Source organism: Helicobacter sp. (genome assembly GCF_017502485.1).
Lineage (GTDB): Bacteria > Campylobacterota > Campylobacteria > Campylobacterales > Helicobacteraceae > Helicobacter_B.
Genome location: NZ_JAFVUX010000035.1, coordinates 1 through 12,845, shown reverse-complemented (window position 1 = coordinate 12,845; position 12,845 = coordinate 1). Strand labels below are relative to the sequence as shown.

Below are 12,845 nucleotides of genomic sequence, written 5' to 3'. Positions count from 1 at the left end.
TCTACTAGGTACAGCAGGTGGAGAAGTGCTACTAGGCAAACAAACATTTGTCAATTTTGCTTTAGGGACAAAAATAGGACTAAGCTATAAGGATATTAACCTAACAGCAAACCTAGGGGTAAGGTATGTGTTTTAGGGGCTAGAGTGAAGCTGGGGGCTTGATTGTGGAATTAGAAATTTTTTGTAAATGATAAAAAATATTATTAAAGGGCAAATATAATACCTTTAAATTTTAGAAAAAGGTGAAAAAATGAATAAAAATCGTGTAAGCGTCTATGTGATCTTGGGCATAGGGTATGCTATTTTTGGTGTAATTATTTTAGGGCTTTGTGTATATGCCATTATGCGTATTGGTTTTATTGATGATAATCTTAAGGAAATCAACAATATTAATTCTGTCAAGCAGCGTGTGGCGATTGACTTCCGCGGAAGTGTGCATGACCGCTCTATCGCTATCCGCGATGTTGTGCTCTACGCGCCACAAAGTAAGGGCTCCTTAGAATCTATCATTAAAGAGATCAAAACCCTAGAATCTAACTACGCGCGAGCAAGAGATCTAATGGCGAAGATGTTTGAATCAAACAACGGACTAGACTCTCAAGAAAAGGAAATCTTATCGCGCATTGATGCCATTAACACCAAGGCACTACCACTTATTGATGAGATTATTAATCTGCGAAAATCTAGCCAAGATCAAGCAGCCCTTGCTAGATTGCAAGAAGTGCGCCCAATGTTTGTAAGCTGGCTTGGAGTGATTAATGAGTTTATCAATCTAGAAGAGAGCAAAAACCAAACCATAACCCCCCTTGTAGCCGATGTAGTAGCGATGTCTAAAATAGTCTTTATCATAAGTGTTGTGCTATCAATCGTGCTTAGTGTAGGGATAGCGTTTTTCATCATACGCTATTTGTCTAAAATCTTAGGTGGTGAGCCAAATGTCGCTTCTGGGATCGTGCGGCTTATCGCTAGCGGTAATCTGCAAGAGTCCATTAACGCACCAGAAAACTCTATGTTAAAAGACATTGCTAATATGCAAGCAAAGCTTAAAAGCATTGTAAGCGAGATCCTAACAAGTGCGCAAGAAATCTTCACAAATACCAAGTCAGTAGAAGAAGCCAATGCCAACTCTCAAAAAGCATCAATGACCCAAAGCGACACAGCAAAGTCAAGTGCTACACAGATTGCTAAAATCGCGCAAGGGATTACACAAATCACAGAGATCGCTAAGCAAACAGAAGAAAACTCCGCCAAGACACTAGAATCTGCCAAAAAGGGCAAGGAGGCAATGGCAGATACGCAAGCTACCATTGATGAAGTAACACAAATGGTCAATACTTCAGCAGGGCAGATACTTGAGCTAGAGAAGCAGTCTAATGAAATTAGCTCTAGCACAAACTTAATCGCAGAAATCGCCGATCAAACAAATCTCCTTGCCCTAAATGCTGCCATAGAAGCAGCAAGAGCTGGAGAGCACGGACGGGGATTTGCTGTGGTGGCAGATGAAGTGCGTAAGCTTGCAGAGCGCACACAAGAATCCACCGCACAAATTTCTACAATCATCAAACATATACAAGATGAGATCAAGCGCGTCTCAAACTCTATGAGCCAAGCTGTCCCACGCGCGCAAAAAAGTATCGAGCTAGCCGAGCAGACTTCAGCACTGCTTGATGAAATCGAAGTGCAAGCTACAGACTCTCTAGCAAAAGCCCAAAGTGTCAGCACACAAAGCAACGAGCAAGAAGAAAGCGTAGTGAGTTTAGAGCAGAGAATGCAAGAGATGGTGCAAATATCTAATGACACCAATGTCCTTATGGAAAAAAGCCGCACCGCAATCGCTGAACTCTCCAAAATCTCCACAACGCTAAAAGAAAATATAGGATTCTTTAGACTCTAGGATTTGGCTTATCCACAGCTTCAATCTAGCTTAGGCCTTTCACACTGATTTTAGTGAGATTTGGGGTATCATAAGGTTGGTTGTTGGGTGATGTAGGCGATGATATGGGGGTATTCTTAGGGTAGATCATTTCAAACTTTAAGATTAGATTTCACTCTTTCAAGTAAGTCGCAAGGCTCTTCTAATCAAAGAGCTTTTGTGTAGCTTGTCTACAAGGCTGTGGATCTCCTAGCCTTATGCTTAGCGTTTAATTAGCGTGCTTACTATTAAGGTGCAAAGAGTCTAGGCTTGCAGATTATGTGCGTGTATCTATGAGATCTCCCCCTTGCTGGAAGCCCACGCATAAGCGGAAGTGTGCGCATAAACAATCTTTAATAACAAAATCACACAAAGCTACTAGGTATATAAAGTGGTGGATCTTGTAGGACTTGAACCTACGACCAATCGGTTATGAGCCGAGTGCTCTGACCAGCTGAGCTAAAGATCCGCGTTATCGGTATTTAGGGGAGCGTAAAATCGCCTTGAAAGGATTGGCATTATAACTGAAATTAAATCTAAAGGCAAGCAGGTTTTCTAGCAGACCAAAAAGTATCATAAAGGTGATAAAGCTGCTCCCACCATAGCTAAAAAGTGGCAGAGGTATCCCCACCACGGGGGCAAGCCCAATAGTCATACTGATATTTACCGCCACATAGAAAAACAACAGCAATGCCACGGAGCAAGCCATCACCCGTAGGCGATAGTCTTTAATATCAATGAGCGAAAAGGACAAGATATGTAAAATGAGAAAGATATAAAGCCCAAGTAGAAAAATTGCACCCACAAACCCATGTCGCTCCAAAAAATACGCGAAGATAAAATCACTTGTGGCAATGGGGAGAAACTTTAGCTGGGTTTGTGTGGAATATTCTTTCTTTTTCCCTAGTAAGCCACCGGAGCCTATGGTGATGATACTCTGCTGGACATGGTAGCTGGGTTTTTCAGCGATGAAGTCGTGGATACGCTTTTTTTGATAGTCTTTGAGCGAGCCATAAATGAGCGGAGAAGCTACAAGTGTGGAGATGATGAGAGTGACCCAAATTTTGTAATTAACCCCGATTAAAAATAGCATCCCAAATCCCACAAAAAGTACCACAAGTGCAGTGCCTAGGTCAGGCTGTTTTAGGATTAGCACAAAGGGGAGTAGGATATAGCCACTAAGGATAGCAAACTGCTTTAGCCCATAGCCATTTGGCGGTGGAGGGTTGTTGTGGATATGAAGCCCTAGAAGCAAGATAATAGCGATTTTCACAGGCTCGCTTGGCTGGATAGAAAGTGCCCCTATGGTGATCCATCTCTGCGCGCCTAGCTGCTTGGTACCGATGAAATACACAAGGATTAGCAGCACGATACAAATCCAGTAGAAAATCACTACCGATTTATTAAGCTGTCGCACAGGGATGAAGAATGCTACCATAAAGGCACAAAGTCCGATAAGGATATAAATACTCTGGCGGAAATTCTGGCTAGGGCTTGCTTCGCCGATGAGCAGGTATGAGAGCAGCACGATGGGGACCACAAGAATGGGGAGCAGTATGTCAAAGTGGATTAGCACGCGCCGATCAATCATCTTAAGTCCTAGATTCTAGCTAGTGGATTACTTGCTACTTGATTTATGCTTATAGTGGGCTACTATGGGGGCGATTGTAGCACAAGGGGGCTTAAGTGCGCAAGCTGGGTAGAATCTAGGGGCTAAAGCGTTTGGGTGCAGGGTGCTTATAGGGCTACTTGAGTGAGTGGGTGGAGTTTGGATCGATAGACTTGATAAGCTCTAGGATCTCTTGGTGGTAGAGCTCTTGGCTTGCTAGATTCTCGCGCATTGTAAAGCCTGCTTCAATGATCGCGTAAAGCTCCGGCTTGGTCGTCTTCCACCGCTGGAGTGTGCAGGTGGTTATGCGCAGGATTCTGGCTTTGTCTCTTTGGGTGTATTTCATAATGCTTTGCCTTTAAATTTTTGGCATTTAAAGGCAAACTCTCAAAGCTAACTATGACAATAAGTCGTTTTATAAATTATTTAAGAAACTAATCGTAATTAGCAAGCTAGCAATCACAAAGGTGCGTAATGACACAAGATCAGGTAGAAAGTAGCAAAGTGAAAAACTTGAAATACTGCTAGGCAATCTTAATGTAAAGGAGCAACAATGAGCGATAATACAACCTTAGGGAATGTGCTACAAACTCACCACCGATTTCATATCCCAAACTATCAGCGCGACTATGCGTGGGGGTGCGATCAGTTTAACGATCTCTGGGAAGATTTGAAAGAGAGCGTTGAGATCGCCAAAGAATCTAGCAAGCCTGATGGGCATTTCTTAGGCACGATTGTTATCGCCCCGCACGGAAGTAATGGCAGCGATAATGAGCATGACCTAATCGATGGGCAGCAGCGAATGACTACGATATTTATGCTGCTTACTGCGCTTATTGAGAGATCGACAGAGGCAGAGAAAGATGAGCTAAAGCCGCAATATCTCATCAAAGGAGGCAAGCTTAGATTCCAAGTCATTGAAGCAAATAAAAAAGTATTTGATAGCTTGCTTGAGAAAGTGGGTGTAAGTGATTCTAATGAAATTGATAGGATAGAAGCCACTACACAAGGGCAGAAAAATCTCTGTGATGTATTTAGAGCTATTGTGAATAAGGTTGGGAGTCTTGGCGAAAATGACATAGACACCTATATCACCACGCTACTAAAAATGAAAATGCTTGTATTGAAAGAAATAGTGCTGGGCAGGCTATCCGCACATTCCAAAGTGTCAATGACAGGGGTGTGCAGCTAAATATACTTGATAAGCTTAAATCCCTGTTGATTTACTATTCTAATCGCTATTGTAAAGGTGGAGAAAATGGGCTTGATGATGAGATAAATGGGCATTTTGGGGACATTTTTTGCAAATCGCAAGCAATTAGGGATCATAAATACAGCTCCGCAATCGGTGGGACAAGCTTCAAAGATGGCGATATGGTGCGCTACCACATAGGAAGTGCTAACTTTAAACCATTGCGGAAAAGCCGCATTATAGAGACTCCACAGAAACATCCTATGACAAGATTAAACAAGAGCTAAAAGCTCGTGCTACAAGCGATTCTGCAGATCTCAAGGAGTTTTTGCGCGCCTATGCAAAGGATTTGGCAGAGTTTTTTACCGCTACAGAGCGCATACTTGATCGCATAGAGACTGATGAGGCGATGTTTGAGTGTATGTTTTTGGAGAATCTAAACTCCTTGCTTTACCCTACATTTATACGCTTAGAGATGTTGGGCGAGCTAAGTAGGGAAATGATAGATTTTCTAGCGAAAGTAGATTGCGCCTTGCTAAAGTTTAACGGAGCAGAGGCTACGGCGTATGGACTGCGAGAAGAGCTATTTGATAACGCAAAGGATATAAAAGATCGCATAGAGAGTCTAAAGCAAAGGGCAATACGATCGTGCAGAGGTGGCAATGTCGATATAAATGGTCCTATAAGCCGGTTTGTGCAAAATAGCTTTGCTTATAAGCGGATATTCCACTATTTGTTTTTTAAACAACATTGTCATAATGCGACAATGGCTACATTTGGGAGTTTAATTGTGAAAAAAGAATTATCATTAGAGATAGAGCATATTCTCCCGCAAGCCCTAAAAGATAGTGCTAATGGCTTTGTGCAATATGGATTTGATAGCAAAGAGGATTTTGATAGGTATTGTGATCAATACGGCAATCTCCTATCACTTGAAAAGACGCTAAATGGGGAGGCAAAAGATAAGGATTTAATGAGTAAAAAGCCCATTTATGAAAAATCTAAGCTTGATTGCGTGAAGAGATTTAACACCGATGGCTTTGATAAGAATCGCATTAAAGGTCGCACCGCAGAGGCAGAGAAATTTTTCAAAGAAGAATTTTTCAAAGACTTTATAGGCTAGATTCTAGCACTGCTTTTTGTTAGCACGAAAGCTATGGACTGCCACTCGTAAGCTAGCGCATTTGCTTGCGAGTGGCAAGCAAAAGTTGATTCTAGCGATGTTTTATCATTGCGAGATTTTCTAAAAAATTTCGCTTGTTTGCTAAAGAAGCTACGCTTTGCTTCGGTTTGCTCTAGCAAAGACGGAGACAAAGCTAGATTCTACCCCTTTGGATTCTGGTTTAGCTTGCATTGTTTAACAAACCCAGTTATAAACACATATTCAATTTAAACTTTACAAGGAGTGTGATGCTACCCTTTAGCGATGGTGAGCTTTATGAGCCTGTGCAGCGGTCATTAGAAAAGGTGCGCCCGCATCTTTTGCGAGATTCTGGCGACATCAAGCTACAAGAAATTAAAGGTGGCAAAGTTTATGTGCGCTTGCTTGGAGCTTGCCAAGGCTGCTCAGCTTCGCACATCACGCTAAAGCGCGGTGTAGAGCAGCAGCTCAAGCGCGATATACACCCAGATATGGAAGTGATAGAAGTTCGATAAAGGTAGAGTATGACCACAATCCCACCTTACCCATCATACAACCCACGCAAAAAGCGGCTGATCACCAAGGGTTATCGGGCTTTAGCAGCAAGAGACTTTGCTCTAGCGGCGCGTTGCTTTGGCTTGGCATTGCTGCTAGATTCTAGTGATAAAAGCGCGCGCATAGGCGTGCTAATCGCTGATATTGCGCAAGACTTCCCCAAGAAAGCTGAGATTTTCACCGAGCTTTACCAAATCCTACTAGCTTCTGCCCCGCGTGCGCAACAAGATACGATACAGACACAAATGCTTGACATCTTGCGCGAGTTTGATGCGAGCTTAAACCACATTTCCAAAGCCGTGGAGAGAGAAGACTCTCTAGAATCCGAGCAGCTAAATGGCATAGCGTATAAAGACTTCGTCAAGCTATGTGAGACAAAAGGCTTTAAAGAGGTGTTTGAAAATCTTATCTTTAGCACTAAAATCATCTTCACCGAGCGCGATGACTTCTATCAATTTCTAAAAGATCTCATTCACTATGGATTCAAGCAGGTGGCATTCTCCTATATTGAAGAAATGCCTCAAGTAGCTTACAGCAAAGAAATACAAGAGATTTTAAAGCAGTGTTAAGCCCCCTCTAGCTAGATTCTAGCTTAGATGGGTAGCACGCGGATATTTGGGTGCAAGCTTTCTTGCAAGACAGATTCTATGGCATACAATGTGCCTGTTGCCCCACTTGCACAGCCATTACACGCCCCAAGATAGCGGATATACACATCGATAAATCCATCACTTGTATCTTTAATATCTAAAATCTCCATATCGCCCCCGTCCATCATAAGCATAGGGCGGATATTTGCATCAATGACTTTATCAATAGCGCGCACCTTTTGGGCGATGGTCATCTCAGCAAAGTCAGCGTTCTCACCTTTATCCGCAGCCTTTTTCACAGATTCTTTATCCATTTCCGCCCTTACTTGCGCAAGTATATCTACCAAGTAATACTCCCTTTCCTCGTGTCCACCCGGTTTTATGCAGCTTTTGCAAAAAGCCCCTGCTTTGGTGTAGTTTGTGATATCTTCTACACTTTTTAAATCATTTAGCCTTATCACCTCTTTAATGGTAGATAGGCTAACGCGTGCGCATTCACACACGATGATTTCACTCTCAAAGTCCGCTGCATCCTTGCCTAGATAGATTCCCGCCGCTTTTTTAATCACATCATACGCCATAACAGAGCAGTGCATTTTCTGCCCCGGGACTGCTGGGGTGTCTGGGTCATCACGCAAGGCGTGTTCTACATCAAGGTTTGTGATTTTTACCGCATCTTGCACCTTTTTGCCAAGACATAGTTCCACCATCATATCACTACATGCGATCGCCGCCCCACAGCCAAAACTCTTAAATTTTGCGTCTATGATTGTATCATTAGAATCCACAAGCCAATACAGCCGCACCGCATCACCACAAGATTCTGCGCCATAGTCCGCTACGATGAGTTTCGCACCCTTTTCATCAGCGTCTTTTTGTGTCAAAACGCCTAAATGCGTGGGGTTGTCCATTCTCTCACTTACTTTGTTTGAATACGCATCCCATAACGCACCACCGATTAGATCATTTTTTCCCATTTTTATTCCTTTGTATTGCGTATATTAATTATGGATTGTAGGCATTTTCTCCATGCAGCTTAGAATCTAAACCTTGCATTTCTATTTCTTCACTCACACGCAAATCTGTAAAAATGCTTATCACTTTAAAAATTACATAGCTAGTTATGGCAGATAATGCGATACAAATCACAATTGCATAAAGTTGCTCTAAGAGCAACTCAAACTCACCACTAATAAACAAGCCTTCCCCTAATCCACCCTCTGTTATTACGACTGGATTGACTGCGCCACTTGCAAAAAGTCCTGTGGCAACACCACCCCAAATACCACCAATACCATGCAAAGAAAAAGCATCTAGTGAATCATCAAAGCGCAATTTATCCTTAATAAAGCTTAAGCCAAGATAGCAAATCAATGCCCCTATGGCACCGATGATTATACTTGAGCTAAGACTTACAAAACCACAGCCGGGAGTAACGCTTACAAGTCCCGCGACAAGACCACTCAATGAGCCTAAAATTGTCGGTCGTCTATGAATTACCCATTCAAGCAAAATCCACATAAAATAACCGCTTGCCGCAGAAATAACACTCACCACAAAAGCATTTACAGCCACATAATCCACACTTCCAGCACTACCGGAGTTAAATCCTAGCCAGCCAATAAAAAGCAACACCGCACCTAAAAACGCATATGGGACGGAATGTGCTCCCCCTTGCGTATAGGATGTATTATCTTTCCTAGCACCCACAATAAGAGCACCAACTAATCCTGCTATACCAGAGCTAATATGGACAACACCCCCACCAGCGAAATCTAATCCTCCACGCACAAGCAAAAACCCCTCTTTGCTCCAAATCATATGTGCCAACACATCATAAACCAATGTGCTCCAAAAAATAAGAAATACTACAAGAACACCAAGCTTTATGCGTCCTACAAGAGAGCCTGTGATGATTGCTGCCGCAATCAAAGCAAACATCATTTGAAACACTATGAATAAAATATGTGGGATGCCATTATCGTTGACACCATCAATATGTGCTAAAAATACATGATCTAAATTCCCAATAATTCCTAAGCCAGAATCTGCTCCAAAGCTAAGTGTGTATCCAATCACTATCCATTGCAATGAAATTACTCCAAAGCCTATGAAGCAATTCATGATGGTATTAAGCGTGTTTTTTGATTTAACCATTCCAGCATAAAACATAGCTAGAGATGGTGTCATGAGTAACACTAGCAGTGAGCATAGCATAAGAAAAGAAGTATTTGTAGGATTAAAACCACTTTCTATCAACATTTCACACTCCTTGTTGCGCCTTATTGTGTAGTGCTAAAGAGAGTAGTTAGCTCCCATAGCTACTGGAAATTGCCCTAAGTCTCTCCACCGCCTTCTTAAACGCCTCATAAGTATAGTCTATCTCTGCTTGCGTGTTGTATCGGCTTAGCGAGATTCTAATAGCCGTGTGCGCTAGCTCTTTATCCGCGCCCACAGCCACCATAATGGGGTTTGCCTCTAGGTCTTCACTTGCACACGCACTACCCGTCGAAGCGGCAATGCCAGCTTTGTTTAAATCCCACAGCATTGCCTCTCCTTCAATGCCTTTCACACTTATTAGAATCGTATTTGGCACACGGTGGGTAATATCGCCGATGACTTGCACATCATCTAGCTCAAGCAACTTAGACTCTAGCGTATCGCGCAGATTTTTCACATAGCTATTTTCATAGTCTAAATACTCTACTGCAAGCCGCATAGCTTCTCCCATACCCACGATATAAGGTACATTAAGTGTGCCGGATCGTCGCCCTCTCATATGCTCTCCGCCGTGTAAAAGTGGGGTAAGCTCCACGCCCTTTCTAATGTAAAGCCCACCAATACCCTTTGGTCCGTGAAATTTGTGCGCGCTAAAGCTTAGGAAATCTACATTCGCACTTTGCACACACACAGGAATTTTGCCAATTGCCTGCACTGCATCAGTGTGGAAAAGCACACCCTTTTCCTTACAAATCTCACCGATCTCTTCTATGGGGAAAATCGCACCAGTTTCGTTGTTTGCCCACATTACACTCACAAGCGCAGTCTTATCAGTGATAGCCTTTCGCACATCATCTGCATAGATCGCGCCGTGTTTATTGACTTTTAGGCGCGTGATTTTCACCCCTAAACTTTCCAAAAAGTCGCAAGTAGCCCCCACGGCTGGGTGTTCTACTTCTGTGGTGATAATGTGGCTTTTCTCCCCATTTCTAATTTTGTCAAAATACACGCCTTTAAGCACCCAATTGTTACTCTCTGTGGCGCAGCTTGTGATGATGACATCATCTTCATCGCGCGCATTGATACCAGCATAGAGCTTCTCAAATGCATCGGCGATTGCTGGGTGTGTTTCTGTGCCGTATTTATGCAGGCTATTTGGATTCCCATAATGCTCGCAGAAAAAGGGCTCCATTGCTTCTTTTACTTTAAGGTCAACCATTGTGGTCGCGTTGTTATCAAGGTAGATTCTCATCATTACTCCAAATCCGCTTCATAAAGCGATAGATAAATTCCTGCTGATAGTTCTATGATTGATAATTACTTGATGAAATACCTTATTTTGCCAATATTGCTTGAAACGGGCGGGATTGTAGCACGGATTTTCTAATGTTTCTATGAAATATTACACCCATAATAAGACTCCTTTGCATAATACCCCCACAACCCCAAGTTTATGGTTAGACTCAATGCTCCGCCACTTTAAGCTCTTTACAAAAAAAAAAAAAAACATACAATCGCAAACGCGCCCACCACCTAAACCACCTAGCGCGATACCATTAATATATAAGGAAGTCTATGAGTCTACACGCTTTTAAGCAAACTATTAAGCCCCTAATCCCTTTTAGAGCGCGGCACTACTATCGCACCAAGCTTGCTAAAAGCGCTAAAGATACTGCCAAGCTAGATTCTAGGGCTAGCGATGCTCTAAACACGCTTAATCGCTATATCGCACTCACTACGCCCACTACTGATAGAGCGCGCAAAAAGCAGCTTCTAGCCCAGAATCTAAAGCTGATAGAAATTGAGATTTCTAGCTTTTGCAATCGCACTTGCTGGTTTTGCCCAAACTCCATCATCGATAGAAAGTCTAAAAACATCGAGCTGCAAGAAGAGCTATTTCTCAAGTGTATCAATAATCTCGCAGAGATCAACTACGCTGGAATGCTTAATTTCCATAGATTCAATGAAACTCTAGCAAACAAAGAGCTTATCCTAAAACGCCTGCACCAAGCTAGATCCAAGCTACCCAAGGCGACTCTAGGGATTTTTAGCAATGGGGATTATCTAAACAGAGAGTATTTAGACGCGCTAGCAGATGCTGGGGCTAGCTTTTTGCTAATGAGCTACTACGGCACAAAAAATGAGCCCTTTGATGTGGATTCCTACATCAAGCCCGCTATGGCAAAAATGGGCAAGAAGCTAGGGCTATCGTATATCACTTATATCGATACGCCGCAAGAATACGGAGTGAGCTTTGCGTATGAGAAAATGCAAGTGTTTTACCGCAGCTGGAATCCAGCCTTAAGCGGTAGTGATAGGGGCGGGGTGATTGAGCCAATCAAGCAGAGAAGCCAGAGCATGCGCACAAAGGGCTGCTACTATCCGCTTATGGATATGTATATAGACTATAATGGCTTGGCTATGCCCTGCTGCAACTTGCGAAGCGATGTAAAGGCGCATAAGAGCTATATTCTAGGCGATATTGCCAAGCAAGATCTCTTTGATTTATTTATGAGCGACAAGCTTATCGCTATGCGCCAAGCACTTACACCTGATGGGCAAAAGCAAGGGGCTTGCGCGAGCTGCCAATATGAAAAGCCTATGCGTAGCTTTATCACAAGCCTTGCTCTACCTGTGGCGTGAAGATAAGCAAGTGCGCTTAGATTCTAGCTTGTGCACAAGTCCTAAAGCCTGCTTGCAAGCTAGAATCTAGCCATAATAATACGCGCCAAAGTGGAAGTTTCTACAAGTGGTAAATTCTTTTGGCAAGTGGGAATACTTTTCTCTCACCACGCTATCATCGAAGTAAATCTCTTTGGCATTTTCTATGGTGATTTTCTGCTCTTTGAATGTGCGCTCGATTATATCGCCTTGTGAGTAGATAAAGCCCGCGTGGATATTGAGACTTCAATTATAAGGCTGTGCGACAATGCAAAAGTAGTGCAGAATCTCGCCATTGATTAGATGCGATGTAAGTTTGGGGGAGTTATCAAGTGCAAAAGTGTAGGGCGTGTTTGTCTTAAATGGCTGTGTGAGGTGCGTAGGCTTGATGTTTATATATTTGCCATCAAAGCATTTAATGCAATGCTTAGTGGGATTAAAGCCTTTGACACTTTTAATCCACATACAATATGCACCTTGAAAATCCTCGTGCTGCCCTTGTATCGTTAGTGTTAGTTTCTTTGTGTTCAATTGTTAGACTCCTTTTTATTTTTCTATTTTTTAGATTAAATAATTACTTTACATATATTAGGAATAATGACTTATTTCCATTGCAAAGTTGTATCTCAGCCGAATTGAATCACTCAATAAGGCAGAAACAATTAAGCAAATCATATTTTAAGGTGTAAAAAGCTCATTAAATACCATATTTACGATATTTTGGGCAGTTTTTAGCTCTACAATATCACATCTCAAGTCTAAAGGAGCAAAGATGACATAGGGCAATACTCACCAAGCCTTAAGCTTTTTTTTGATTATACTGCGAAAAGTTTGGCATAAGCCTAAATAGAATCTAAATAGACTAAGGATTAAACAATGGAGCAAACACTTACAAAAGAGCAGGCACTAGCTCTAATGAATACAGGAGTAGTATCTTTGGAAAGCGATGAGAGAGAAGCCATAAG

At 42.4% G+C, this 12,845-nt stretch carries 13 protein-coding genes and 1 tRNA gene; 7 read left to right on the top strand and 7 right to left on the bottom strand.

Going from position 1 to position 12,845, the window contains the following annotated elements:
* Window positions 1-250 precede the first annotated feature (250 nt).
* Entirely contained in the window at window positions 251-1,894 is a 1,644-nt protein-coding gene (locus IKB69_RS07675) for a methyl-accepting chemotaxis protein (RefSeq protein ID WP_290948018.1), read from the top strand.
* A gap of 410 nt (window positions 1,895-2,304) precedes the next feature.
* Here IKB69_RS07675 and IKB69_RS07670 read toward each other — a convergent pair.
* The 3 genes from IKB69_RS07670 to IKB69_RS07660 all read right to left on the bottom strand — a co-directional run bounded on the left by IKB69_RS07670 (window position 2,305) and on the right by IKB69_RS07660 (window position 3,867).
* Window positions 2,305-2,381, bottom strand: a tRNA-Ile gene (locus IKB69_RS07670).
* 3 nt (window positions 2,382-2,384) lie between these two features.
* Complete coding sequence (locus IKB69_RS07665; protein ID WP_290948016.1) at window positions 2,385-3,503, bottom strand: FtsW/RodA/SpoVE family cell cycle protein; 1,119 nt, start codon at window positions 3,501-3,503, stop codon at window positions 2,385-2,387.
* Window positions 3,504-3,657: 154 nt separating this feature from the next.
* A complete protein-coding gene (locus IKB69_RS07660; protein WP_290948014.1) occupies window positions 3,658-3,867 on the bottom strand; it encodes a hypothetical protein in 210 nt (69 codons plus the stop codon).
* A 207-nt stretch (window positions 3,868-4,074) separates the two neighbouring features.
* On the opposite strand from IKB69_RS07660, the gene IKB69_RS07655 reads away from it, so the two are divergent.
* From IKB69_RS07655 to IKB69_RS07635, 5 genes are all read left to right on the top strand, one after another.
* A complete protein-coding gene (locus IKB69_RS07655) occupies window positions 4,075-4,713 on the top strand; it encodes a DUF262 domain-containing protein (protein WP_290948012.1) in 639 nt (212 codons plus the stop codon).
* Complete coding sequence (locus IKB69_RS07650; protein WP_290948010.1) at window positions 4,704-5,000, top strand: hypothetical protein; 297 nt, start codon at window positions 4,704-4,706, stop codon at window positions 4,998-5,000. Before IKB69_RS07655 ends, IKB69_RS07650 begins: the two co-directional genes overlap by 10 nt.
* Before the next feature lie 41 nt (window positions 5,001-5,041).
* On the top strand, window positions 5,042-5,836 hold the full coding sequence (locus IKB69_RS07645; RefSeq protein ID WP_290948007.1) for an HNH endonuclease family protein: 795 nt from the start codon (window positions 5,042-5,044) through the stop codon (window positions 5,834-5,836).
* A gap of 287 nt (window positions 5,837-6,123) precedes the next feature.
* Window positions 6,124-6,369 carry a NifU family protein gene (locus IKB69_RS07640; RefSeq protein WP_290948005.1) on the top strand — a complete coding sequence of 82 codons (246 nt, stop codon included), beginning with the start codon at window positions 6,124-6,126 and terminating at the stop codon, window positions 6,367-6,369.
* Between the two features lie 9 nt (window positions 6,370-6,378).
* Window positions 6,379-6,978, top strand: a complete 600-nt coding sequence (locus IKB69_RS07635; protein WP_290948003.1) for a histidine kinase — start codon at window positions 6,379-6,381, stop codon at window positions 6,976-6,978.
* 23 nt (window positions 6,979-7,001) lie between these two features.
* On the opposite strand, the gene IKB69_RS07630 is transcribed toward IKB69_RS07635, so the two are convergent.
* From IKB69_RS07630 to IKB69_RS07620, 3 genes are read right to left on the bottom strand one after another with little or no spacing between them, the layout of a single operon-like run.
* Window positions 7,002-7,976, bottom strand: a complete 975-nt coding sequence (locus tag IKB69_RS07630; protein ID WP_290948001.1) for an iron-sulfur cluster assembly scaffold protein — start codon at window positions 7,974-7,976, stop codon at window positions 7,002-7,004.
* A gap of 28 nt (window positions 7,977-8,004) precedes the next feature.
* Complete coding sequence (locus tag IKB69_RS07625) at window positions 8,005-9,261, bottom strand: ammonium transporter (RefSeq protein ID WP_290947999.1); 1,257 nt, start codon at window positions 9,259-9,261, stop codon at window positions 8,005-8,007.
* 46 nt (window positions 9,262-9,307) lie between these two features.
* Entirely contained in the window at window positions 9,308-10,474 is a 1,167-nt protein-coding gene (locus IKB69_RS07620) for a NifS family cysteine desulfurase (protein WP_290947998.1), read from the bottom strand.
* A gap of 320 nt (window positions 10,475-10,794) precedes the next feature.
* On the opposite strand from IKB69_RS07620, the gene IKB69_RS07615 reads away from it, so the two are divergent.
* Window positions 10,795-11,862 (top strand): SPASM domain-containing protein, encoded by a 1,068-nt coding sequence (locus IKB69_RS07615; RefSeq protein WP_290947997.1) that lies wholly within the window; start codon window positions 10,795-10,797, stop codon window positions 11,860-11,862.
* A gap of 264 nt (window positions 11,863-12,126) precedes the next feature.
* Here the strand turns inward: IKB69_RS07615 and IKB69_RS07610 are convergent, their stop codons facing one another.
* On the bottom strand, window positions 12,127-12,411 hold the full coding sequence (locus IKB69_RS07610) for a hypothetical protein (RefSeq protein ID WP_290947996.1): 285 nt from the start codon (window positions 12,409-12,411) through the stop codon (window positions 12,127-12,129).
* Window positions 12,412-12,845: the final 434 nt, after the last annotated feature.

Excerpts from the sequence above, each read along its gene's own strand:
- IKB69_RS07640 (WP_290948005.1), top strand. The coding sequence starts at position 6,124 with ATGCTACCCTTTAGCGATGGTGAGCTTTATGAGCCTGTGCAGCGGTCA.
- IKB69_RS07620 (WP_290947998.1), bottom strand. The coding sequence starts at position 10,474 with ATGATGAGAATCTACCTTGATAACAACGCGACCACAATGGTTGACCTT.
- IKB69_RS07665 (WP_290948016.1), bottom strand. The coding sequence starts at position 3,503 with ATGATTGATCGGCGCGTGCTAATCCACTTTGACATACTGCTCCCCATT.
- IKB69_RS07615 (WP_290947997.1), top strand. The coding sequence starts at position 10,795 with ATGAGTCTACACGCTTTTAAGCAAACTATTAAGCCCCTAATCCCTTTT.
- IKB69_RS07635 (WP_290948003.1), top strand. The coding sequence starts at position 6,379 with ATGACCACAATCCCACCTTACCCATCATACAACCCACGCAAAAAGCGG.
- IKB69_RS07625 (WP_290947999.1), bottom strand. The coding sequence starts at position 9,261 with ATGTTGATAGAAAGTGGTTTTAATCCTACAAATACTTCTTTTCTTATG.
- IKB69_RS07630 (WP_290948001.1), bottom strand. The coding sequence starts at position 7,976 with ATGGGAAAAAATGATCTAATCGGTGGTGCGTTATGGGATGCGTATTCA.
- IKB69_RS07655 (WP_290948012.1), top strand. The coding sequence starts at position 4,075 with ATGAGCGATAATACAACCTTAGGGAATGTGCTACAAACTCACCACCGA.
- IKB69_RS07675 (WP_290948018.1), top strand. The coding sequence starts at position 251 with ATGAATAAAAATCGTGTAAGCGTCTATGTGATCTTGGGCATAGGGTAT.
- IKB69_RS07660 (WP_290948014.1), bottom strand. The coding sequence starts at position 3,867 with ATGAAATACACCCAAAGAGACAAAGCCAGAATCCTGCGCATAACCACC.